This window comes from Caldalkalibacillus mannanilyticus JCM 10596, assembly GCF_000615945.1.
GTDB lineage: Bacteria > Bacillota > Bacilli > Caldalkalibacillales > JCM-10596 > Bacillus_AT > Bacillus_AT mannanilyticus.
Genome location: NZ_BAMO01000042.1, coordinates 1 through 23,956 on the forward strand (window position 1 = coordinate 1; position 23,956 = coordinate 23,956).

28 protein-coding genes and 4 pseudogenes are annotated in these 23,956 nt (G+C 35.9%); 6 read left to right on the plus strand and 26 right to left on the minus strand.

Annotated features, from left to right (window positions below; genetic code table 11):
• Positions 1-426: 426 nt before the first annotated feature.
• The 20 genes and pseudogenes from JCM10596_RS19240 to JCM10596_RS29805 form a co-directional block, all read right to left on the minus strand.
• The gene (locus tag JCM10596_RS19240; RefSeq protein ID WP_025028524.1) at positions 427-1,236 is read right to left on the minus strand and encodes a hypothetical protein; all 810 of its coding nucleotides are present in this window, start codon (positions 1,234-1,236) and stop codon (positions 427-429) included.
• Between the two features lie 798 nt (positions 1,237-2,034).
• The gene (locus tag JCM10596_RS19245; protein WP_025028525.1) at positions 2,035-2,631 is read right to left on the minus strand and encodes an AAA family ATPase; all 597 of its coding nucleotides are present in this window, start codon (positions 2,629-2,631) and stop codon (positions 2,035-2,037) included.
• Between the two features lie 47 nt (positions 2,632-2,678).
• Positions 2,679-3,074, minus strand: coding sequence for an aminoglycoside 6'-N-acetyltransferase (gene aac(6') / locus JCM10596_RS26540; RefSeq protein ID WP_199900160.1), 396 nt, complete (start codon positions 3,072-3,074; stop codon positions 2,679-2,681).
• Between the two features lie 231 nt (positions 3,075-3,305).
• The gene (locus JCM10596_RS19255) at positions 3,306-3,962 is read right to left on the minus strand and encodes an alpha/beta hydrolase (protein WP_025028526.1); all 657 of its coding nucleotides are present in this window, start codon (positions 3,960-3,962) and stop codon (positions 3,306-3,308) included.
• A 126-nt stretch (positions 3,963-4,088) separates the two neighbouring features.
• Positions 4,089-4,721 (minus strand): hypothetical protein, encoded by a 633-nt coding sequence (locus tag JCM10596_RS19260; RefSeq protein ID WP_025028527.1) that lies wholly within the window; start codon positions 4,719-4,721, stop codon positions 4,089-4,091.
• 645 nt (positions 4,722-5,366) lie between these two features.
• Positions 5,367-5,987: a DUF3885 domain-containing protein gene (locus tag JCM10596_RS19270; protein WP_025028529.1), complete on the minus strand. Its 621-nt coding sequence runs from the start codon at positions 5,985-5,987 to the stop codon at positions 5,367-5,369.
• 484 nt (positions 5,988-6,471) lie between these two features.
• Positions 6,472-6,657: a DIP1984 family protein gene (locus JCM10596_RS30480; RefSeq protein ID WP_234410569.1), complete on the minus strand. Its 186-nt coding sequence runs from the start codon at positions 6,655-6,657 to the stop codon at positions 6,472-6,474.
• Positions 6,639-6,932 carry a DIP1984 family protein gene (locus tag JCM10596_RS30485; RefSeq protein WP_234410570.1) on the minus strand — a complete coding sequence of 98 codons (294 nt, stop codon included), beginning with the start codon at positions 6,930-6,932 and terminating at the stop codon, positions 6,639-6,641. Before JCM10596_RS30485 ends, JCM10596_RS30480 begins: the two co-directional genes overlap by 19 nt.
• A 273-nt stretch (positions 6,933-7,205) precedes the next feature.
• Positions 7,206-7,559, minus strand: a complete 354-nt coding sequence (locus JCM10596_RS31515) for a DUF4279 domain-containing protein (protein WP_148302647.1) — start codon at positions 7,557-7,559, stop codon at positions 7,206-7,208.
• Between the two features lie 106 nt (positions 7,560-7,665).
• Positions 7,666-8,244, minus strand: a complete 579-nt coding sequence (locus tag JCM10596_RS19285; protein WP_025028531.1) for a hypothetical protein — start codon at positions 8,242-8,244, stop codon at positions 7,666-7,668.
• Positions 8,245-8,383: 139 nt separating this feature from the next.
• A complete protein-coding gene (locus tag JCM10596_RS19290; RefSeq protein WP_025028532.1) occupies positions 8,384-8,563 on the minus strand; it encodes a hypothetical protein in 180 nt (59 codons plus the stop codon).
• A gap of 6 nt (positions 8,564-8,569) precedes the next feature.
• Positions 8,570-8,809 (minus strand): hypothetical protein, encoded by a 240-nt coding sequence (locus JCM10596_RS19295; protein WP_025028533.1) that lies wholly within the window; start codon positions 8,807-8,809, stop codon positions 8,570-8,572.
• Positions 8,810-9,428: 619 nt separating this feature from the next.
• Positions 9,429-10,151: an HNH endonuclease gene (locus JCM10596_RS28240; protein ID WP_025028534.1), complete on the minus strand. Its 723-nt coding sequence runs from the start codon at positions 10,149-10,151 to the stop codon at positions 9,429-9,431.
• 183 nt (positions 10,152-10,334) lie between these two features.
• On the minus strand, positions 10,335-10,937 hold the full coding sequence (locus JCM10596_RS19310; RefSeq protein WP_025028535.1) for a DUF2087 domain-containing protein: 603 nt from the start codon (positions 10,935-10,937) through the stop codon (positions 10,335-10,337).
• A gap of 222 nt (positions 10,938-11,159) precedes the next feature.
• Positions 11,160-11,771 carry an FMN-binding negative transcriptional regulator gene (locus JCM10596_RS19315; RefSeq protein ID WP_025028536.1) on the minus strand — a complete coding sequence of 204 codons (612 nt, stop codon included), beginning with the start codon at positions 11,769-11,771 and terminating at the stop codon, positions 11,160-11,162.
• Between the two features lie 2 nt (positions 11,772-11,773).
• Positions 11,774-12,297 (minus strand): annotated as a pseudogene (locus JCM10596_RS26555) (YfiT family bacillithiol transferase).
• 68 nt (positions 12,298-12,365) lie between these two features.
• On the minus strand, positions 12,366-12,812 hold the full coding sequence (locus tag JCM10596_RS19325; protein WP_025028537.1) for a GNAT family N-acetyltransferase: 447 nt from the start codon (positions 12,810-12,812) through the stop codon (positions 12,366-12,368).
• 28 nt (positions 12,813-12,840) lie between these two features.
• A pseudogene (locus JCM10596_RS26560) lies at positions 12,841-13,349 on the minus strand (DinB family protein).
• 19 nt (positions 13,350-13,368) lie between these two features.
• Entirely contained in the window at positions 13,369-14,127 is a 759-nt protein-coding gene (locus JCM10596_RS19335; RefSeq protein WP_034681792.1) for a metallophosphoesterase family protein, read from the minus strand.
• A 210-nt stretch (positions 14,128-14,337) separates the two neighbouring features.
• Positions 14,338-14,484 carry an eL24 family ribosomal protein gene (locus JCM10596_RS29805; protein ID WP_199900161.1) on the minus strand — a complete coding sequence of 49 codons (147 nt, stop codon included), beginning with the start codon at positions 14,482-14,484 and terminating at the stop codon, positions 14,338-14,340.
• A gap of 301 nt (positions 14,485-14,785) precedes the next feature.
• On the opposite strand from JCM10596_RS29805, the gene JCM10596_RS19345 reads away from it, so the two are divergent.
• Entirely contained in the window at positions 14,786-15,037 is a 252-nt protein-coding gene (locus tag JCM10596_RS19345) for a hypothetical protein (protein WP_025028539.1), read from the plus strand.
• Positions 15,038-15,119: 82 nt separating this feature from the next.
• Here JCM10596_RS19345 and JCM10596_RS26565 read toward each other — a convergent pair whose 3' ends face one another.
• Both JCM10596_RS26565 and JCM10596_RS28245 read right to left on the minus strand, forming a co-directional pair.
• On the minus strand, positions 15,120-15,452 hold the full coding sequence (locus JCM10596_RS26565; RefSeq protein ID WP_234410571.1) for a DUF309 domain-containing protein: 333 nt from the start codon (positions 15,450-15,452) through the stop codon (positions 15,120-15,122).
• 298 nt (positions 15,453-15,750) lie between these two features.
• Positions 15,751-16,857, minus strand: coding sequence for a DUF5667 domain-containing protein (locus tag JCM10596_RS28245; RefSeq protein WP_025028540.1), 1,107 nt, complete (start codon positions 16,855-16,857; stop codon positions 15,751-15,753).
• Between the two features lie 160 nt (positions 16,858-17,017).
• Between JCM10596_RS28245 and metA the strand changes: the two genes are divergently transcribed.
• From metA to JCM10596_RS19385, 4 genes and pseudogenes are all read left to right on the plus strand, one after another.
• Positions 17,018-17,926: a homoserine O-acetyltransferase MetA gene (gene metA / locus JCM10596_RS19365; RefSeq protein WP_025028541.1), complete on the plus strand. Its 909-nt coding sequence runs from the start codon at positions 17,018-17,020 to the stop codon at positions 17,924-17,926.
• Positions 17,927-18,088: 162 nt separating this feature from the next.
• Positions 18,089-19,102, plus strand: a complete 1,014-nt coding sequence (locus JCM10596_RS28250; protein WP_025028542.1) for a cell wall hydrolase — start codon at positions 18,089-18,091, stop codon at positions 19,100-19,102.
• Between the two features lie 79 nt (positions 19,103-19,181).
• The gene (locus JCM10596_RS19375) at positions 19,182-19,580 is read left to right on the plus strand and encodes a YhjD family protein (protein WP_025028543.1); all 399 of its coding nucleotides are present in this window, start codon (positions 19,182-19,184) and stop codon (positions 19,578-19,580) included.
• 1,307 nt (positions 19,581-20,887) lie between these two features.
• Positions 20,888-21,573: pseudogene (locus JCM10596_RS19385) on the plus strand (methyl-accepting chemotaxis protein).
• A gap of 100 nt (positions 21,574-21,673) precedes the next feature.
• Here the strand turns inward: JCM10596_RS19385 and JCM10596_RS19390 are convergent.
• On the minus strand, positions 21,674-22,027 hold the full coding sequence (locus JCM10596_RS19390; RefSeq protein WP_025028546.1) for a HesB/IscA family protein: 354 nt from the start codon (positions 22,025-22,027) through the stop codon (positions 21,674-21,676).
• Positions 22,028-22,154: 127 nt separating this feature from the next.
• Positions 22,155-22,340, minus strand: coding sequence for a 2-hydroxymuconate tautomerase (gene thmT, locus JCM10596_RS19395; protein WP_025028547.1), 186 nt, complete (start codon positions 22,338-22,340; stop codon positions 22,155-22,157).
• 234 nt (positions 22,341-22,574) lie between these two features.
• On the opposite strand from thmT, the pseudogene JCM10596_RS26580 reads away from it, so the two are divergent.
• Positions 22,575-23,098 (plus strand): annotated as a pseudogene (locus JCM10596_RS26580) (YwhD family protein).
• A gap of 108 nt (positions 23,099-23,206) precedes the next feature.
• Here JCM10596_RS26580 and JCM10596_RS19405 read toward each other — a convergent pair.
• A complete protein-coding gene (locus JCM10596_RS19405) occupies positions 23,207-23,641 on the minus strand; it encodes a BrxA/BrxB family bacilliredoxin (RefSeq protein ID WP_025028548.1) in 435 nt (144 codons plus the stop codon).
• A gap of 77 nt (positions 23,642-23,718) precedes the next feature.
• A complete protein-coding gene (hfq, locus tag JCM10596_RS19410; RefSeq protein ID WP_025028549.1) occupies positions 23,719-23,952 on the minus strand; it encodes an RNA chaperone Hfq in 234 nt (77 codons plus the stop codon).
• Between the last annotated feature and the right edge of the window lie 4 nt (positions 23,953-23,956).

The window sequence follows — 23,956 nt, forward strand, 5'->3', positions numbered from 1 at the left end:
TCTCTTAAGATAATAGGTATTTCTAACGAAGCCATTTCAAAGATCATGTTAGTTGAATTACCTAAAGCCTTTTCATTTATAGCATTTGAATTATAAAGTATTTCTGCTTGATTCAATATTTTTTTACATGTTCACTCATTCCCATATCCCTTTTTTCTCACCATCTTCATTTTTAAAACATTTTCTTCTCCTAATCGAATGTATGTTTCTGTTATATCATAATAATGAAATAACAGGGTAATCGATTACGTATTGTTTGTTCTATAGCAATTAAATATAACATGCTATTAGATAATGATGTGGTTATTTGGTCCAGATGTATCCCCGTTCTCGTTCCTTGCTCATATTTCTGGTACTCAGGAGCGTATGTCCCAATACATGAACATAGAGTGTAATGCGACGTTTCCGCTTCTCAGAGATACCACTCTATCGTTCTGTCCATGTAGTTCTTACATATCCTAATCTCATACCTACACGTTCCATATTCCTGTGACTTTGAGATATATAGGCACACTGTCCGACAACCAATTCACAATTTTGCTTGAAAGACTCATGAATTCTAAAGTTGAGTAGATACTTATGGAGTCCTTGTTCCCTAAACTCCGGTAATGTAGCTGCAAAAGTCAATGAACAGATTCCATTCTTGATGAACATTACTCCCGTTGCAGCTGGTTGCCCAGATACACATGCAATATAAAACTTCCACCCCGGACGCTGCCACAATATCCTGTTATTCTCTGCTACGTAGGGTATCCCATTGTCCGGTAAACCTGTTCCCCGACAATGTATCCTCGCGTATGTCTTAAAATCCTCATCACTTATTTCCCTGATTTCTACATGACTAGGTACATGAGATAACTCGCTAAACGGAAGGCAGTAGGTAGAAGCATGAAATCCAGACTGATACATACCACGATCATTCAGTTCAGATAATATCCGCTGATCGACTCTGGATGGAACAATTTCAAATTGTACCTTTCGATCCCTCATTCTAAAAAAGTCAATAATATCATCTAATAAATCTAGATCCTCGCTATTTAGGCCTTTAACAGTATTGAAAGTTGTCCATGGCATTGTCTTGCTATATAAACACATTGCATTACCAAAATAAGCAATCTCAACCCCTTCAGGATTACCATCTCGGTTTTGAATGGCTTCCATCCTATCTTTCATATATTGCTTCTCTGATTGTTCAATCTTCATTATCAAATCTTTTGAAGGTAGTTGTCTATCCATGTTTCACCTCAAATTGTTTTTTAAATGTCGTACCATCATTGGCCAAGGCATTAATTACACTTCTCGGATTGCTCTAAGTATTGAATAAACTCCTCTACCTTACTTAAAGTAGTTGGTTCACCATGACCATGTACATATGTATCACTAGAAAAACTATACATTTTTTTTAATATATCTAAAGAGTATGAATCGTTTTCATTTTTTAAATGCAATGGAGGCGGGTAAAAACAATCTCCTACAAATAAAGCAACCAAGCTTCCACAACGGCGCTGAGTAGATATAGTGTTAGAGGATTAGTAGCCTTCTCCGAGATTTACCCTCTAATAATTAAATGTTTTACTTCAGTAGTTGACAACTCAGCTGCTGATAATTCGCTCTTCAAAAATTCTGGCAATACTTTATACTCTTCTAGTTCATCTATATTAATCCATCTGTTTCGATACCCTACTTTTTTACCGATATACTCACTTGACTCTATTTTATGTTTTTGATTTAACTCTACTAAGAAATAAAAACCAATTTCATGAACCTAGAGATGCTTTTCTTGGTGAAGTCGAGCAGACGCTCGGAGAATAGAGTTATCAAGGAAGGCTTTCATGGACGGCAAGTACTTTCTTGTTACTATTTTAGATTATGTAATTTTTCAGTAATTTGTTTTAAGTAGTTCACAAGTTGTCGCCTGATTCCGTTTCTCCGAAATACCTCGGGCGATCGAGGGACTGGCTGATCCAGACCAGATGTGTAAATGCGGTGTTAGCTAAAGTCATTGCCTTCTTCGAATATACTGAAAGCCTTATTCTACTTAATAAAACGGATATAACTTAGTTGTGTGATAACTTTATCAAATTTCCTTCTAATACTTCCTCTATTATCGGGTAAAAGTTTAATATCCAATTTATTAGCTATCTGTTCCACTACATCTTCGATAGACATAATATTTGTATCAAGGTGGTATCCAAACACTTCATTCGATAGTCCTTCTAAACATCTTTTTATTTGTTGAGCAGCCCAAGATGTCCTGCCTTCTCCTCTACTTCTTAGTCTCTTTAGCAAGACTTCTTCTGATGCACATAATGCAAAATGATTAACCGTTATACCTTCAGTTCGTAAAAGACCTACAAGTTCACTGAAATATTGTGGATTCACTATTGTCATAGGTACTATAATTGTTCCCTTGAAGTTATTGTTCAAATATTTGAGCATTGAATAATTAATTTCTCGCCACATCGGATAATCTTGAAAATCATTCAATTTAGTCGTTGTAGGAGTGTTTTTCTGAATAAAGTATCCAACATTTTCAGGATCATAAATAAAGGAGTTCGTAATTCTTCTATGCAATTCATGTGCTGTTTGGGTTTTTCCCGAACCAAAAGCACCATTAATCCATATAATCATAATTTCACCTCGTACTTTTATCTTCTTCGAATCTATCTTAATAGTCTTTAGTCTATTTTTTTGACAAAGGTCACGATTCTTCCAGCTTCTGCGAAACCTAATTTCTTGTGAAATTCTTGGCTTCCGTAATTGTCTAATTCCGTATCAGAAGCAATCTCACTACATCCTAATGATTTAGTCCATTGTTCACCTAATCGAACCAGTTCTTTAGAGATTCCTCTATTTCTATAGTTCTCATCTACATAAATTCCTTCTATGTATCCTACCGGGCTTGAATGAGATCCCTCAACATAGTCATTTCTAATCGACAGTTGAATAAATCCCACGTAAGTATCACCAACCAAGGCAATATAAACTATGTCTTTCTCTGATTCTAGTAAAACTTGTAATTCGGTTCTTAGATTATCCCACGTATTGTCTGGCCAAAGCTTAAGGCTAAGCAAGTTACTTCATTAAGCTCTGCCATTGTTGCTTTCTTTATTATCATCGTGGTATACCTCCAACTATGGAAATTTAGCTTATATAGCTCTTAACTTGGCGATACCGACCGACTCGATTAGCGAAGAGGATATGTCTTTGTTTCTGCTTTTTTGCTATGAGTCTGCTCTAATCGATTGAACACCCAATATTCCTAGCAACTGAGCTGCCTACTCGCGGCGGGCATGAAAACCTTCTTATCTGCTAGTGTCTATGAAGTTTTGAATCTCTTTTACTATTCCTTCTATAATCTTTATTGACTGTTGAATATCACCACTTACTTCAAGACTATGATCCGCATTAGGGATAATAACGTTTTTATAGTTTTGTCTCACACCTATAAGATCAACGTTTTCTTGAACATAACACGGATCATTTGTCCCAATTATAAGTAACGATTCGTTTCCTATTTCATTTAAATCATTCACAATTTCATCTATATGAGTTAAAGGCGTTAGCCATATTATCTTTGCATTTTTTAGCTCTTTAATAGTTTTTAAGCTTTCTATTCCAGCAATAGTACCAATTGATTTACATACCAAGATAATCTCTTCGAATTCTCTTTCTTTAAGTATTGTTTCAATGGAAGCTATTACATCAGCCCTTATCCAATTTCTTTTTTCTTCATGTGACGTATTATAAAACTCCTCATTATCGTTGTAACGATAATTAACCTTTAAGATACTATACTCTTTTGAACTAAGGATCTTTGAAGAATAATATTGTAGGGGCATGTCATTGTTATAACCAACTCCAGGAAGTAAAATGGCTAACCGTTTTCCTTCAGCATCAACAAGCATATTTACTAATTCTTCTCTATATCCCATTACAATACTCTTAGTGATGTTCGCCATTCTTTTTTCCTCTTTTCTTCATTGAAATTTCCCTTGAAATAGACACTTGCAGATAACGGGCTATGGGCTCACGATATGTTACCGAAACCAAGCAGAACTTGAGGTTACAATAATTGTAGGAAAATATCAGAACACATCATAAATTTCACTTGTACCATCTTCATATTGGCAAATAATTAGTTGTAGACTTTTCATACTCCAATCTAAATTTGCTCGGAGATAGATAAAAGAATTACCCAACTCTACTATAGTGTCACTTATAAGATATTGAAAATAAAAATACTTATCATATTCTTCATTATATCCTGGTGTTTTAATTCGGGTTGGGTTAAACACGTTAATCGGTTCTTGTAATATGATTTGCATTTCTCTGGTTTTGATATTATATTTGTGAGTAAATTTGAGTCCGCCGTTCATATCATCATTTCCAATATAGATTGTGGTGCCATCCTGTGAAACAGCTGCGTATAACATTGATATATCATATGACTCAAGATGCTCAAACGAAATTCGATTAGTAACGATCGAATCATTTATGTTGAATACTACTAACCCGAATGTCCCCTGCATAACCGCTACATTTTTATCGGCATATAATAGTCGAGGCATTTCAGAGCCAATATTCATTTGTTCAATGTCTGACAAGTCTACAGCTAACTCACTAGTATCATTTATGGCAACTTTGTAATAAATAAATATAGAAACTGTGATCAATATTAATATAAAAGCTACAATAAATTTTTGTTTTTTATTAATCATAAATCAATTAACCCCCGTTTTGATTAACAACCAGTATATATCACTTCTTATAAAAAGTGTTCTCCATAGTACGACCCCGACATCACTATTTTCTATAAGGTTTAGTGTTCACGACAACCAAGCCGCACCCATGCGCCGGTTATATGGAGCCCCATTCTAAGAATTAATAAAGAAATGCAAAAATATTACATATACTGCGAGAACCCAATCATATGCAAAACAAAATGGTACATACCATTTTGGTATCTTTGTCTTTATTAACCTATCACTATGCAATAGATCCCAAATTCCATGTAAAATCAACAAACCACCTAATATCAATACGGAGAACTTTATACCTAAAATTACAAATATTAAATAGAATATGCCATGCAATATTTCAATTATAAGATTTTTTTTATTACCACCTCGAAAGCCAAAGACTATGTATATTGCTGGTATTACCAATAATATTATTCCTATAATTATGATCTGTTCTTCAATTGAAGATAAAGAAATTAAAAATATAGAGATTATAGCTAATACAATCCCTGATAAAATAGGCTTAAAATTAAAAATACATACCCCTCCTTTATTTTCATTGAACTCGCTTCAAAACCTAGAGCGCTTGTCACCCACTGCTTAGATATTTTGTTAGACGTTGGATTATGCCTTCTTGAATATGCTATCAAAATATTCACGCCAATAATCAACAAGCCAATCATTATACTTATGATATAAAAAATCTAGTTTATCGGAATGGTCCGAATCTATAGTACATCCTCTATCGTCATACATATGGAATATAATATCTTTAGAAGGACAAATAAAAAACACTGATTGACTAATAGAGGGTTCTCTCCCCTGCTCATAGTTGCCTATCCCTTCAAGAATTTCTTTATATGGAATACTGTTCACCATTGCATAAGATATCTTCACTTTATATTCTTTCTTAATCTCAACTACCTCTCCTGATTCATCATAGTCCTCATCAAGTTCATATAAAGTTTCTTCTTCAAGAATGTGCTCCCTTAACAATTCATAAATGTAATCGGGTGTAGTGTTTCCGAACATTATGTCTTCTGTTTCCCAATCTTTGATGTAGATATATACATAATCATTAGGATTAAATACTTCTTCAAATAACCTACAGACTCTCTTAACTACTTGTTGAATCCTCTCCTCTGTCCCATTTTCATATGGTTCTCCTAATTCAAATCTTAGATGTGCATCTAGAGACAGGTTTGGGCATTTTGCAACAATGTATGTGAATAGTTTTTCTTTCAATGAATTTTCTCCTTTGTTCTTTAGACAAGCATAATCTTTCTTCAAACTGTTTATATATGTTGGACAAGCATAGCGAGTTCTGAGTATATCAGCGACACCCGGTCCTTAGAAAGCTCTTTCCTTAGGCTCGGGCAAGTGACTCGGTTAGCGAAGAGGATGTCTCGCTGAAATTTCCTCTATACATTTCGCGACATCTAGCGACCAATCCATCTTGTACGGCACAGCGTAGATGCTTTTGGTTATATGATGGAACTCGTTCATCTTTGAATAGCTAAAACCCCTTACCCGCCCTCAACAATTTATAGCCAACACACGGTAGTTACAATTATGTGTACTCTATACTTACATGCGATGTCGCAATCTTGTTACATTTTTGGGCTAACTTTAATATGTGTTGGACATGGCCCTGCATCCAACGATCGGAGGTCCAACTTACCCTGTTGGCTGGGTTGTGTTCACATCTATAAATTGTTTACCTGCTTAACTATTCTATGACATTAACAGTCCAATTCTTTTCTTGTATCTTAAAGTCTAACTCCCGATATTCTTTTGATAAACTATCAATCTGGTTTTGTATTTTTTTAATATCTACTGCTCTATAATATTTAACTTCTGATCTACTGTATCTATCTTGCCTTATTGATGCATTTTCTAGTATTTCATCAAGCATTTTTTCGTTTCTGCATTAATGCTGTCTCTCTCAGCTAATACGTCTGCTATACTTCGATTTTCATCAAATTTAGTAAGTGAGTTTGTCTTATTAATTGATACGATTAATCCTGTTAGCTCGTTTATTGTTTCATTTAATTCATCAAGCAACAAATCAGGGTTTTCAGCAGGTTCATCACCTTCCTGCACTTTTACTATGCGAGCAAGTCGCTCTCTAAGCTGTGAAATTCTTCTTTGACAATCTACTCTTAGAACTAATGCTTCTGCGAGTTTCATTCATTCTCCTCCTCAATGTAAACTGTAAATAATATACGAGTTCTTTCATATAAAGTTTCGTATCTACGGCGCCCATGAGCCTTACAAGCGAAGTCCTGAACCCAGAATTGCTTTTATTGATGCAAGCGAACTGACTCGGTTGGCGAATGGCATGGGTCCTGCGTCTAATCTTGTTCCAAACTTCCAGCGACCAAGGATGCTTGTGCTTGCTGCGAAGATATTGTGTTATAAGATGTTCCCACTCTCTTTGAAAACCAATAATAATTTCCCATTTTAATATTCTGATTCATAAGGGTTTGCATATAGATCAAAATGAATCTCTGCATTTATACGGTGCGCAAACGATATCATCTCCGAATTTAAAGATAATGCGGGTGTATATCCATTATTCATTATAATTACAAACATAAATAAACAATTCAAATTAAACCTTTGAGTAATTTCATTTATGTTTTCTTCTTTATTTCTTAATTGAGCTAGGACTTTGTTTAGCTGTTCACCTGTATCAAATGATTCTTCGTAGTCGATACCGATTTCCCAGCTAGTTTCTTTCCAATAATGTGTCCCAGAGTATGTAACGTATGGAGTAGACTTTCTTTGAATAATCTCACCTTTACAATTGCGCATAACGGGCGGCGGGATCACGATGTGTTACAAAACCAAGCAAAGCTTGAGTAGTGTAATATTTCGTGAACCTGAATGTCAGCGTCTTCTTCGAATTACTTACTACTATTTAGTTACGAGCAACATTTCTAATGATTAATTCGGGTGAAGATTTCGTAGAGTTCCAATCAAAATGAGAATGCCCTGAATAAGAAGTAGCAAGATAACAGCAACTATGAACAAGCAATTCAAACCCAAGTTTCGATGAATTTAGTATCGCCATGTCTTTATCTGTTTTTATTCTAAGTTGTTCGTCATATTTCCAATGCTTCCAAGTATCCCAAATCTTTTCATCATGTGTACTCAATAATGAGAGTTTAAAAGTTTCAGGTTTAGAATATTCGAGAGAAGATTTGATCTTCCTTAAATCTTTCTGTGTTAAGGGATTTATAGCCCCATTTAAAACAAATAAATCTGTAAACTCCAAGTCTTCTCGCTCTAAAAATATAATATCGTTAGTTAGCATTGAATGTTGAAATAAACTCGCTAACAAGAACATTTCTTCACTATCAATTGTGTCAATTAATAGAATTTGTCCCAGTTCTTCTTTAACAGCAATGTTAATATCTTTTTGTTTTAACACCACGGTGGTAAAATCTTTTGAACCTATTTTATTTCTTACTCGCTTTAATAGAAGTGATTTGAACATATTTTCCTCTCCAAATTTTTGAAATTGTATTGATTTCCTATAACATTTCCGTATCTCCGACGCCCATAAGCTTACAGGCGTAGGTTGAACTTAGTAATGCTTTACTTTGTTCGATATTTACAATTTCATAATTCAAGCTCTAGTCACTATCTTCAAACCAACTTCTATGCAACTCTAAAAATTTAGCTTTTTCTCTAATAAGAGTTCCATTAGGCATAATTAAAATGATCTCTTCAAGTCTAACTGTTGAAATAAATTTGTTCAGATTTTTATTCTTCATAGAGTTTAGGTGTAGTTCTAGCGTATTTCTAAAATCCATATTTTTTTACCTCCGTTTATTATTTTTTTCATTTCCACGTTTAAAATTTCCAGTAATTTTAGCCATAATCAGTTGCGATTCTATTTCATCTGCCTTTGCTACTCTAGCTAAAAATTTTTCGCTCTCTTTCCCTTTTAATATCATTACTTGTTTTTCATGCCAAAATATAAATACCTTATTATCTTTAAAAACTCTATATGAAAAAAATTTTTCTTCAAGTCTATTACGTTTATCTACATAATCCAATTTGTATTATCCTCCTACCAATTCTTCTAAGTTATTTCTATGATAAATCTTAGTATGAAGGCAGACACATCACAGCATGTCATCTAACTACTGCATTCACGAACCTTTATTACGTGAATGCCTTCCTAAAGACGAACCTATTATTCAATCTCCTGAAACATAATCCTATCTAATGGACTTTGGATACGCATCATATCTCTTCTCCTCACGTGGGTATATCGTTCTGTTGTTTTAACATCTTTATGTCCTAACAGTTCCTGTATGTACCTTAGACCTGTTTGACATGAATGACCACACGCCCCTGAATCCGTCTCGTTTTCTCTACTCTCTTTGGCTCGTACGGAAACTGGACTATAAGTTCATGATCATTACCACTTATTATAGTTATATTCATTAGAACATCACATTTCTGCAAGAAAGTTACACAATCATTCTAGTTTCGACAAATATTCTGCTTTCCCCTTCTAAAATATGAAATTTTTACAAAATTGGGTAGGAGTCTACTCATTAATTGAGTAGACGATTACAGGTAGAAAGGTTAGACTAAATGCCTTATTAACATGGTTTATGATGTTAGTTAAAGTAAAAACGGGCAAGCATTACGCAAACCCGTTTTTTACTATTCATAGCCGTGTTTCACCCTATGTTCCTTTAAAAATTCATTAGAAGGCATATCATATATAGGCTTTGTAAAAGTTAAATTTTTCCCAATTCCTTGACCCTCAAAATTAAAAGAAGGAGAATAAAGAACTTTGTAATCGTTAGTTAAACTGATAAACCCATATTCAAAAAGACCATCATGCAATTTACAAAGAAGTATACTATTTGCTGGATTTATCCTTTCATCAGCAGATGATACAGACCACGTCTTAATATGGCTTGTTATTAAGAGTTTAGGATGGTTAATTTCACACATAGCACATTTAGATTGATAATTTTGTAGTAATACTTTACGTAGTTTATATTGACCTTGGCGGGCTTTTATGGTGCGTAATACATCTTTACCGTCACCCTCCGTAAAGTTAACTTTTAATAAAATTTCCTTTTCATTACTTGTAGCTAAATGATATTCTTCTAATTCCTCAACATTAACATTTAATAAGCTCTCTTTTATCTTTTTTAGAGTTAACGTAGGGTACTTAGCTTTGCTTTTACCGTCAAAACCGTAAAAATGGATAACCGCCCACGCTTGCCAACCATCTTCTTCAGCTAATGCATCTATTAACGTTTCAATTTTCCGGTTACTTGTACCTACCTTTAAAAACTCATATAAAACTTGTGCTCTTACGTCAATAGGTAAGTCTTTAACAAAATTAATCCTTCTTTGGTCTAATTTAGCCATTCTAACCCTCCGTAGCAACTCACTAATTTTACGCCTTCACTAATCTTCCTTTTTCAAGTTGATATTCGTACATATTAAATAAGAACGGTACTACCTTTTTAGCAGGGCCAATTATTACTTTATTCTTCATTGGAGGACAGATCAATACCTCTTTCATCTTCATCATTGAAATTACGCCGCATTCTATAAATCCTGCCACTTTGCCCACATTTCTCGTGGATTAACCTCATAGATTCCATCTTCACGATACATATATTGCTGCATGATAAATTCTCTGCGAATCGTAGCAAAGTCTGGGTGATATTGCTTGATATATTGATTCAGTTCTTGTTCTGAATACTTTTTTCCTCTCTCCAGCTCTTCCATTAGTTGTTCTAACACAATTAATTTTTTCTTCAGTTGGGCAGGAATTTGTTTTAAAGTCCCTTCTTTAGTAAAAAAGTTCTCCAGTACAGAGAGTTTTAACTTTTCGTTCTGATTCATAATTTCTGGCATCTCTTCATCTCCCTTCTTTTCTCTGAGCAATAAATCTTGAATGACTTGATTTTTTTGTTGCACAACCTTCGTGTTCAGCGAAAAGAAAATCGTGTTCTTTTCTCTTCTTTCTTTTATTAGCGTTGCTTCTCGCAATATTTTAATATGATGTGTAATGGTCGGCGCACTAACACTTAACTCAGCAGCTAACTCTTGTCCACTTCTCTCCTTAGTCTTGAGCAATAAAAGAAGCCGAATACGTGTCGGATCTGCCAAAGCTCGATGATAGGTCACTAGCTTATCTAATTGCATGGTGATTCACCTCTATTTCTTCCTTGATATTCAAAACCTGATTTATGCTATCTCTTGCCACGTGATATCCCATTTTAGTGTAAATTTCAGCTAATTAAACATGCGTTAAATTAGATAAATATATAATTAGATAATATGCTAATTACAGGTTTGAAAGCAAGAAAAAAAATCCACCTCTTTGACTACGGTGGATCAAACATATTAACACATTTTAACATTTTTTTAATTGTTTATATTCTTCCTCATTAATCTTGCAATATCCACAGCATCCTCAGTCCCTACTTGCTCTAGCGCATGAATGACCCTTTCTTGCCGTTCTTTCGAATGGTTTTGACTTAATTTCCACTTGCCTTCAAGCCGGTTTATCTTCATTTTAAATCCAACAATCCCCTTCATTAATCCTTCAACCACTGCAATATTAGAAGGGTCAATTTTATAGCTACTTTCAGACGATTCATACTTTGTCACTAAATCATTAAGAGTCCTTAGTAATTCCTGCTTATCTTCCATATACTCAATCTCTCCATACGCGTGGACAGCAGTATAATTCCAAGTCGGAACCGATTGATTAGACTCGTACCAAGAAGAAGAAATATAGCTATGCGGTCCATGAAATATGATAAGTACCTCCTGATTGAGGATGTCTGTCCATTGAGGATTAGGCTTGGCAAAGTGTCCAATCAAATATCCATTCTCTCGATCCAACGTAAGTGGCAGATGGGTCGCAACAGGGACCTGATCAGAATTTGATATAAGGATGCCAAAACTATGCTCCTCAATGAAATCGAATAAAGTATCTTTGTCTTCCACTACAAAAGGTGTTGGTATATACATGATTAGATCCCCTCATTCTTTCTTAGCATCTCAATATGAGCGACATGATGTTTTCCATGCCAAGCATACATACCTAGAGTGTAATCTAGCTTCATTTTTTTCTGAGATTCAGGGTGATAGAAGGTACGGTTATAGTCTGTTTCCTGCAAACTTCTCAGTAAATAAACCCATCTCTCATGAAGAGCTTCTAGAAGGTGAAGTGATATAGACACATCGGCTTTGCTTGAATCTTGTAGTTGAGCCCATTGGTCCTCCAAATAAGGCTTGATTGTGGGAGTATCTTCTGTTAGTGCCAATTTGAATCTAATCAAGCTGTTCATGTGGCTGTCTGCCAAATGATGTACCACTTGGCGCAGTGTCCAGCCTCCCTCGCGATAGGTAGATCTAAGTGCTTCTCTTCTAGACCTTTGATTGCTTCTTTTAGCTTCGTAGGCAGCTCTGCAATCTCCTCAATCCATTCATTTCTTTGAGCTGTAGAAATCTCACCTTCACATTCGAAAGTTCCAATTGGATATCTTTTATCCATGACTAGCTCCTCCTCACCTGGTATGTTCAAGCACCTGTTTTTTATTCCAACTATTCTTTAGCTAACTATTAGGTAATATTTCGATAAAGAAATGCATTGTTTTTTATTTCCGCAAAGCCGTTCTTATGATAAAACTGGAAGGCAGGAACATCTTTTTGTGTAGATAAAATAATAGATTCAATCTCATTCTGCTTTAAATGTTCATAGATTCTTTCGAGAAATTGACTGCCCAATCCTTGGTTCTGCATGGCTCTAGATACAAAAAATTCTTTAATATAGTACTCTCTTCCTTGCCACCATGAAAAAATATAACCTAGTGATACCCCAACAAGTCTATCACTATCATCATATAGTACGAGTGATAACGAATTTTTGTTATCTATGAGCTCGTGTAAGTATTGTAATACCTGTTCTTCACCCTTCCATTCGTCATACCAAGGAGCATTAGAATAGACATCGATAAACAAATCCTTTACCACGTTAATGTGTTCATTTTCCAATAATTGAATCTTCATTGTTCTTTCTCCCATCTATTTTTATTTTTCAATTACTTTCTTTCATTTTCTTTAGCCAAGCAATGTTTGCTTGATGGTATCGACTATGATCTGCCACATGCCATATTCCCCATCTTATCGTGCAAATGCCCCTTTTTCATACACCACTTTTTTTTCTAAGTCATCAGTGGCTAGCTGTTTACAGGTTTCCTTAAACATCTCCTGCACTTCATCATATTGATGAATAAGCTCTTCCAATGTGATTCCTCTTACATCTGGTATGCTCCCATTGTCATCAATCATAGGCCCATATTTTTGAAGTAATCTCTCAGGAACATCCTCTCCCTTTAATCGATACACCCAGTGCAAATCAACCACTGCTAAATGTCTTAAGAGCTGCGCCGTACTATTAAACATCTGATTCGGTCCTTTGTATTCTAGTTCATCCTGATTCATATCTTTACACAAATGCTTTAGCCGAACGTAAGTATCCTTGACAGTTGCGTATAATACTCCAACCTCTTTATGCATTCCATCTTCTGGTGTTAAATCAAACAATTGCATCACTTCACCTCTTCTATCGCTCTTGAACACGTCCTGTTTTTATGGCATAAGCATAGTCATTACGAGCGTTCTGCTGAGCCATGTCACTAGCTCTATCCCAATCATAGGGTACTTGAATATGCTCAATCAGCCAATGATTGTTATTGTTATTCTTTTTAAGAATGACATACTTCGCATACGGAGAAAGGGATTCCATACAATGAGGAGTAGGTTGTTCGTCATCGTAAGCAGGTAAACCAACACTTCCTACATTAACAATCGCCTTTCTAGTTTTGGGGACAAAAACGGTTTTAGAAACATGACTATGACCACACAAGATATAATCACTCTGAACCTCTACTAATTCTTCATCTAAATGTTCAACAGATTTATAAGTGACCCCAGCCGTAGTGGTTTCTTCTAGCAGATACCTTTCGTTAGACACGGGAGTCCCATGACAAAACAATAGATTTTCAAAAAACCATGTTTTCTTAAAAGTAAAAATCCAATCTAATATTTCTTTGCTAAGTAATGGATGGACAAATTGATAGGTAAGTGAATTTACGTTGCTTCTTAACAATATCTCATCGCAATTCCCCATAATATTGACCACATGATCTAACTCCATGAGCCGCTTGGCTGTTCCTACTGGATCAAGAGGACCAAATAGGACGTCTCCCAGATTAACGATTCTCTCTATTTTTCTCTCAGATATATCTTTTAACACTGCGTCCAATGCTAGTAGATTTGCATGCACATCCGAAATAACAGCAATGGATTGCATATGTTGCATCACCTCTTTTTAGACAGCTCCTACCCATTCTATTACTTTAAAAGCACCGACCTATCCTTGAAATTGTTGAGGAGCCTCCTTTCTATTCTCTTTTCTCTAAAAATAACTCTATAGAAATTATACCTATGATGACAAAAACATACAATTCATAATGATTTGAAATAGATCTGTAAGGCTATAAAAAATGAATTCGATCAGCAGCCTTCATTTTCACTCCTTAATTCCCTCTAACCACTCAGAATAACAATCGTCACATAATGGTTCGTCCTTAGGATGCTCTGATTCATATAGATGCGTAATATGAACATGACCTGGCTCAATCTTTTCTCCACAATAAAAACATTGATATGTTTGCATAGCTCTTCCTCCTCATACATTTATCTCAATATTCTGTTAAAAAAAAATAAAACAGCATGATTCTATTCTCACCATGTTTTATTATCTCCTCGTGCTCTACTTCTATGTATGGAGAGAGGAACATTTCCTGGGCAAGCGCAGAAACTGACAGAAAATCATAAAAACCGCATATTTCGACTTAAACATTTGTTTAAAAGTGCCGCCTTTTGCTGAATGTTAGGACCCTCATAAGAATAAAAAGATCTGGTACGGAAAACATATAAGATAACATTTCAGATAATAAAGGAAGGAAGAGAAAAGAATGGAGCAAACACTGGGTTATTTAAGAGAATCTCTTTCGAATTGGGTTGAAAGAGACCCAACAGCACAGCATTTGTATCAAAAAATCGAACAAAAAAGCTATCATGATAATGCTAATTTTATCGAGGATCTAGATGAGAAAGAACGGACATATATAACAGAAATGCTTCAATACGAAATGGATTACGCTAAAAATGAACAGGATCAAGTCCGTTATGATGCTCTGCGTTCCATCTTTGATCTTTTAGACTAACCCTATAACCCTAGGCATTTTAGGAATTATGACTTAATGGACTCAACCATTTCTGCAAGCTCAGGATCAATGATTTCAATCGTCAAATCATAAAAATCAAAAGGATGCTGGTCATAATTCCTAAGTTTCTGAAGATATTCTGCCGATTCCTTCTTATTTTACCTAGATGAATTCCCCGCATCATCTCAGGATAAGGCTCTAGCTTAGCTACTGCCCCTTCAAACAAAAGAATGGAGCCAGGAATATTATTCCACCTAAAATGATATAAACCCACCGCTATTTGAAGTAACCCTTGTAAGAAAAGATTTCTTTGTTCCTCTAGCCATAGATCTTCCATTACATCGTGACATTCATAGTAGTCTCGTTTGTCATTGAAATAGTACAAAAATAGAAGGTACTGATATGGATATTCCACCTACATCACTCCAGTTTTATCTTTCTTTTAAGGGCTGTTGTAAAGAAAAGAAGCCTTGTTTATTTAGAAACAGGCCTCTTCTCGTTATTAGTATATCACATATTTTCTACATCATTTTTTTGATCTTTATTTACCTTTACCTTTATTTACTTCATCTTGATTTGTTTTTGCTTTATTTGATTGAGGTTGAGCTTTTGTCTGACCTTTAGAATCATTTGTACTATTCTTTTGGTCTGCTCCGTGCTTAGCTTCCGCTTTACTTTGATTTTTAGCTGCACCATTTCCCTTTAGCTCTGTTTTATCGTTCCCTTGCTTCTTTTCTTTTAGTGAAGGTGACTCCTTTTTCTTCTTTTCCTTGGCTGTTTTTTTCCACCCTTTGTTCTTTAGCCTTCTCTGTTTTTTCTACCTTCTTTTCAGCACTTGTTTTCTTTGCTGCTACGACTGGATTGGTTAATGGCTCAGTCTGATCTCCAACTTCATTAGTAGCATCTTCTGACTTTTCTATAACTTCTTTTCCTTCTTCCACTTCTTCTAGATCTATTGCTTCTAATTCTAAGCTCTCTTCTTCTTGGTCAGCTTCAATTGAAACGGCCGTATTCTGCTTCGCTTGGCGCTTTTCTTGTTTTTCTATTTTCTTTTCTAGCTTAGCAAAGCTTTTCTCAATATTCTTCATAATGGCAGCTTGAGCTTTAGGATTTTCTAGCTTCTCTAGTACTTTGGTAAGAGCTATTATATTGTTAGATAAATGAACTCGAACTTCATCAACCATTTGCTGATTCTCTTCCTCTGTTAAGATTTCTTCATTTACCTCGCCGTTTTGGGCTTCTTCTAAAGGCGCTAACTCCTTTTTTAAATCTGATTCGTCCGTTGTTTCCTGCTCTGTGTCTGCAGGCTGTTCAGTCAATTGTAGGGATCTCTCTTGGTGAGCGATTGCCTCTTGAAGCGTTTGCTCAGCAAGCTCTGTTTCTCCTGCTTGTATTAATGCATTCGCTTCTGCTATTCTTTCCTGAGCAAAATGAGCAAGAAGCTTTGCTTTTTCATAATCATTCGAGCTGATAGCTACCTGAATTTTTTCAAACATGACCTTGACAAAATAAAAGAAATCTCCTGGAATTAGTGATGGTTTCTGGTGCTCGTCCAATTCCAATTCGGCTTCTGTTTCTGTTTCTGCTTCTGTTTCTGCTTCTGGTTCTATCTCTTGTTCTACCTGTTGTTCTTGCTCCAATTCCGTTTCAAGCTGCTCTTCTACCTGAGTATCTAATACAGCCTCTGACTCTTCATACGTTACAGCCTCTACAGCTTCATGATGACTTTGATCAGCTAATGCATAGGAACTGCTGCTAAAAACCAACACTCCTGCCAGTAATGATGTAGCTATTCGATTTGTTTTTCTTTTCTTTGTCATTTTGTCACCTCTAGATGTATTTTTTAGTGCTTGTCTATACTTTTCGGATATGGCTTCTTTTTGAGGGGGTTGAAAATAAAAAGTATAAATCGTTTGAAAAATATTTGTAATATTTCTATAATAGAGTGATATCATAAGTTTTTATTAAAGGAGATTTGCCATGCCTATTAATATACCTGGTCATCTTCCAGCCAAAGAAATTCTGCAAAATGAGAATATTTTTATTATGGATGAAAAACGCGCCTATGCGCAGGATATTCGCCCCCTAAATATTGTCATATTAAATCTGATGCCGGAAAAAGAGAAAACAGAGACACATTTATTACGCTTATTGGGAAATTCAGCGCTACAAGTAAATATTACCTTCCTACGCCCTAAGACTCATACTTCTAAAAACACGGCGTATGAACATTTACAACAATTCTATAAAACATTTCATGACATCAAGGAAACCAAATATGATGGGATGATTATCACTGGTGCTCCTATCGAGCATCTAGAATTTGAAGAAGTGACCTATTGGGAAGAATTGACAGATATTATGGAATGGTCAAAACAAAATGTCACGTCGACCCTCCATATTTGCTGGGGAGCACAAGCAGGGCTATTTTATCACTTTGATGTTCCTAAATATCCCGTATCGAAAAAAATATTTGGTATTTTCCTGCATGAAACGTTACATGAAACAACGAAGCTAGTCAGAGGATTTGATGAACATTTCTATGCTCCCCATTCACGCTATACTGAAGTCAAGAAAGAAGACATTCTTGCCAGACCGCAATTAAACCTCTTAGCTTTTTCAGAAGAAGCTGGCGTCTACTTAGTGGCAAGTAAGGATGGACGACAAATCTTCTTAACGGGGCATCCTGAGTACGATTGCTATACTCTTAATGAAGAATATCAAAGGGACGTACAAAAACAGATTGAAATCGACTTACCGAAAAACTATTTTCCTAATAACGATCCCTCAAAAAAACCAGTCCAGCAATGGCGCTCCCATGCCAATCTACTGTTTATTAATTGGCTTAACTATTATGTCTATCAAGAAACTCCTTACCATTGGAAATAAAAAAACGATTTTCCCTACAAAGTGGTCTATATAGATCACTTTTTTGTTTCTTGATTTATCTGAATATTTAAAAATTTATAAATCATGTATAAAACTATGATCTGCTGGATAAAGTAGAAACTAAGTAAACTTGATGAGTAAATCTATGATGGGGAGGACTATATGAAAAAACTTCATTTTACTATTTTAGGTATTGTTTTGTTACTTTGTATTGCTAGCTCTCAAAGTGTACTAGCTATGGAGGACCTAGACTATGAAACATATACGATTCAAGCAGGAGATACTCTCTGGAAAATCTCAAGAGAATTTAAAATAGATCTAAATGAACTAATAAACTATAATCAGCTTGATCATCACAACTTACAAATTGGTGAGGAAATAAAAATTCCTCTCTATACTTATAATAGATCACATTATGTGGTTACACAGGGAGATACTCTCTGGACGATCGCTCAAAGATACCAAGTAAGTATTACACATATAAAAGAAGAAAACTCCTTGGATCGTTCTCTCTTGCAAATTGGTCAAATTTTACGGATTCCACCCAAGACAGATGAACTTGAAAAGTCAGACAAGCATGACAAGCATAACAAGCCCGAAGCAACGAATCCTCTACATGAGCATCGCGTCTTTTATTACATCGTCCACGGCATGGATAACTCTTACTACCTTAGCCTTGAACCCACAGAAAACTATGTTTCCATTGACCTCAATACAAAAGGTAAACTCAAAGCAGCCAGTACAAGAATAGAAGAACATGATGAAACCATTCATTCTACTTCAGAAAATCATAGGCAGATGTCTTATACGAAAGAGGACTTAAAATGGTTAGCCACCATTATTGAAGCGGAAGCAGAAGATCAATCTTACTTAGGAAAATTAGCTGTTGGTAGTGTCGTGATCAACAGATTAAATAGCAAGGCATTCCCTAATACTGTAAAAGAAGTGATTTTTCAAAAAAATAAAAGAGTATATCAATTTTCTCCGGTGGGAGATGGTAGGTTTAATCGCGTCAAACCCTCCGAAGATTCATACAGAGCAGCAAAAGAAGCATTTGAGGGTGAAGATCCTACCAATGGCGCCATTTTCTTTTATAATCCTAGAATCGCCAAAAGCAAATGGATTACCACACGTGAAGTAGCCGTTGTGATTGGCGATCATCGTTTTGCTTACTAGTAGGTGGATAGTTACACTTGCATTTCCACACCAGAGCTTATATAATAGGAACAAATGTTCTTATAGAAGGTGGGAAAGCATGTACAAAACAACTGACAAAGAATTAAAAATCATCAAGGAGTATATCTTACTGCCCTTTTTATTTTCTGTCATGGATCGAGATCTAAAAACCCTATTCTCTACACAGCTTAAAATAAAAAAGCCCTACTTGGATTTATTAGAAAACTGCATGCATAAAATAACCAGGGATTTTGCTGAGATTAAAAAAGAGATGGATACACATGGCATCAAATTATACGAAGAACTGAAAAAAAAGGATGGGGTCTACTGTAAGTACCAAATCAAAGGATATCATGGTGAGTTCACTATGCTTTGGGACTATGTCAAAGGGCAAATTGAACTCAGGATGCACCACTACTTACATCATTCATCACATCATTCCCAGCATTCCTCACAGCATACCACTCACCATCTATAGCACATATCAAGCCTCATTGCTCTATTCAAGCAATAGGCTTTTTTCTTTTTCTTCATCCTCCCATCCCTACTCCCTTCTTCCTTTTTATATTATAATTCTACATTTTTCGACAAAATATTTTTTCGGTGATATAATAATTAGGGATTCTAAATTTCATCACTCATCATCTAAGTTTGTACAAAAATCAACAACAATGCTTTGGAAAGGAGAAAGTAATGCTTTTAAAAACATCTAGTAAAAACAACTCAAGAACAGTCAGTTCAAAGATCATGCTCCTCCTCATCGCTGTGATCATCTCATTATTGATCTTCAACACTGGCTATGTATTACTCTACACCACCAAAAAAACGGTTGAAAGTTCCATAACGAACTATAGTACAGAGATCGTCAAAAGTATTGCATCGAAGACAGACATCACCATGTATGAAGAATTTTTAAAAGACAAGACAGAAAACGAACATTACTGGGCATATAGAGAGCACTTAAATGAAATCAGAGAATTTGTTGGAGGGCTCTATCTGTTTACCATGGAAATTGATACGACCAATGAAACGGTCACCTTACTTGTAGATGGAAAACCAAGAGATGATGAAGTAGTATCTCCATTAGGTGAAGATTGGTCTGATCAATATGATCTACTATTACCTATTTTAGAAGGAAACACAGCAACAACCAGTATCATTGAAGATGAATATGGAGATTATATGAGTGCCTATGCTCCGCTGCGAAATAGCAATGGTCAAATCATAGGGGCTTTAGGTCTTGATATAAGTACAGAACAACTACATGGAATCTATAAATATGTTCGACAAGAAATCATTGCTCCCTTAATCATTGCCAATATATTAATTATGACCATTGGTTGTGTTATCATTTCTATTTTTATTAACAGAAAATTAAAACCACTTGTAATCATTAGCGAGATCGTGAACAAAATGGCAGAGGGTAAAATATACTCAGCCAAAGAACAAATTTCCACTCTATCTGTGAAAGGAAAAGATGAAATTAGTGAACTTGTCCAGTCTTTCCGAATCAAGATTGATAGCATCTATTCCCTATTAAAACAAGTTTCCCAGGCCTCTGGAGTAGTAAAAGAAATGACAGAGCGCGTAGATGCTTCCATCCATCAATCGAATGAAACATCTGAACAAGTAACCCAAGCTATGCAGGATGTAGCAAACAATAATACAGAGCAGTCCTATGAGGCGAATACGATATTATCCACCATGCAGGACACGATGGTGAAAATCAAAGAAGGCAACAAACAAGGGGAAATCACTCTTAATAATGCGAAATCCTCCACACAAATGGCAGTAAGCGGAGAAAAAGTTATTTTACAAGTTTCAGAAAGCTTAAATAGTGTAACCAGTAATGTTCATGATGTGGCTACATTAATTGAGCAATTGGAAAAACGATCATCGGAAATAGGAAATATTATTCATGTGATCACAGAAATTGCCGAGCAAACCAATCTATTAGCTCTAAACGCAAGTATTGAAGCTGCCCGTGCCGGAGAACATGGAAAAGCTTCGCCGTGGTAGCTGATGAGGTCAGAAAGCTCGCAGAGCAGTCGAAACAAGCGACCGAGCAAATTACGACACTCGTGAAAGGTATCCAAACAGATACACATTCTACCTCAACCAAGATGGAAGCAAGTTTAGAAAGTATGACAGATCAAACGCGTATTCTCCAATCCAGTTCACAAACATTAAAAGATATTGTAGAAAATGCGGAACAAACAGAAACAAGCACCAAAGAATTGCAAAATGTTTTCAGTGGACTTGAACACTCTTTCGAAGAAATACACCAAGCCATTCAAAACATTACTGCTTCCATCGAACTATCGGCTGCTGCAAGTGAAGAGGTATCTGCTTCAGCACAAGATCAGAGAAGCATCTATAAAAATATCTTGCAAGATGTAACAGAACTAAGTGCTCAAGAAAAACAATTAACCGAGCTGCTGCAACGTTTCAACCTGAAAAAAGAAGAGTAAAAAGGAATAGGAAAGAAGTCTACCTAGATATTTCGTCAAGGTAGACTTCTACTTGTTTTGTTTTTATTATACAAGCTTCTACGGATTGATCTGATTGATCTCAATCACATTCCTGAGGCGTTCCCTCAGCTTCAGCCGTTCTAAAGGAGCTTCCACAGCCGCAGGTATTCGTTGCATTAGGGTTATTAATCGTAAATCCTCCACCCATCATTGACTCCTTATAGTCAATAACCGTTCCTTTTAAGAACCTTTGGCTTTCTGTATCAACAACGATAGGAATCCCATGTTGACTTAACTCCGTATCACCTTCTCGCTTTTCACCATCAAATCCCATTCCATATGAAAATCCACTACACCCTCCGTCTTTGACACCAACACGCAGGAAAGCGGCTCCTTCTTCACTCGCCATCATTTCTTTGATTTTATTTCCAGCACTTTCTGTAAGAGTTATCATGTAATCCCCTCCTTTTGCATCATTAGTATACTCTTCCTCTTCTAAAGTATACCGTGAAGAGGAGCCGGAAACAAGTTTGCCGCTTCTGAAATAGCGGGGTTCTTGCCTGTTTCATCGATATTTTGCTTTATTCGTCACTTAATCTCTTTCCGGCAACAGCATAATGACTTTTTGACATTTCTTCAATAAAGACAACGATTTTTTCCTTGGGAGCTAGAGTTGTTTCTGCTACAGCTGCCGTTACTTTTTCAACGAGCGCTTTCTTTTGTTCCTCTGATCTTCCTTCAAGCATTTTTACAGTTACATATGGCATCTTTCAAAACACTCCTTCGTGGGATAAAGTAGACTTCCTTCAGATGGAGTTTTTACTCCACCTGATGGTTCGAACGTGATAAAGAAAATGAATGTACCTTTATTGTTAGGTCTTCCTTGTCCTAAGTATAACTTAAGAACAGATTATGGTAAAATAGAAGCATACGCTGTAGCCAAAAGATTCTTAGTTGGCTATACTACTATGTACAATGGAAATGCTGAAAGGATGAATAAGATGGATTTATTTGATAATAACAAACCAAAAAAGGGAGGCAGCTTCACCATTCTCAGTAATAATTCCACTGAGAATAATCACAAAGGATTTGGAATGGGAACCTTAAGCTTAGATAATATCTCTCCCGTCATTGTAGATGTAGAAGCTGAGGAAGCTATATTGATATGGGAGCGCTCCATGCAAAAAGTGCGATTGAAAAACGAATCAAGTTTCTGCCTAACAAAGAAGAAGTTCCAAATGGTCGTCCTTATTGGCTAGTCTGGGTAACAGTCGATCGGAATGAAACTGGACCTTATTATGCTGGAGTTACAGCCTGCGAAATGACAGTCGATGAAGAGATTCGTAGAGGGTACAAGAGTCTACCTGAGCACGTCAATCGAATGGATAAATCCCTGAAAAGGCACATTATGGTCGCTCATATGGACGAAAAATCGAAAAAGATTTTAGAAGGCTTCTTAAAAGAATTCAATGAAGAAATGTGGAATGGATCGTCTGTACAATTAAAAGAAGATTTACATAGCTAGATTAGGTCGCGAAAAAAAATCAAAAAGTCAAAAAAACCTGTGCTCCTCTTGGAAGAATGGCGCACAGGTTTTTCTTTATAGCTTTAGCTTGATCGATCAATTCAAAAATTAAGCATTCGCCTTCTCATAAAGAGCTGTGAGGCTATCAACGATCTGTTCTAAACTACGGTCTTCAATTTCATGACGTTGAACCATTCCGACGATCTCCCCGTCCTTTAACACAGCAAAGGAAGGCGAAGATGGAGGAAACCCTGTGAAGTATTCACGCGCTTTTGCCGTTGCTTCCTTATCCTGACCAGCAAAAACAGTAAGTAGATGATCTGGTTTCTTCTCATGCTGAAGAGAAGCGACTGCTGCAGGTCTAGCTAATCCAGCCGCACAACCACAGACAGAATTGACCACGACAAGAGTAACTCCCTTTGTATTCTCTAGCTCATTTACCACATCATCAGGAGCAAGCAGCTCTTTAAAACCGTTCTTCGTTAGTTCCTCACGCATTGGTTGAACCATAGACGCCATGTAGTCGTTATAAAACATGTTCATTATTTATAACCTCCCAAAAATCTTTGTTTCTCTTGGTCTTTATTATCACCGATTAAAACAATCGCTTACTCTTACTTTTACTCTTGCTCTTGTGGCATAAGCGATACTGCTCTCGCCGGTGTAAAAGTAGAAATTGCATGCTTATAAACAAGCTGCTGCTTACCTTCACTATCGATGACAATGGTAAAGTTATCAAATGCTTTGATAAAACCTCTTAGCTGAAAACCGTTTAGCAGGTAAACAGTAACAGGGATATTATCCTTTCGAATTTGATTTAGAAATGTATCTTGAATATTGATTGTTTGTTTCATTGTG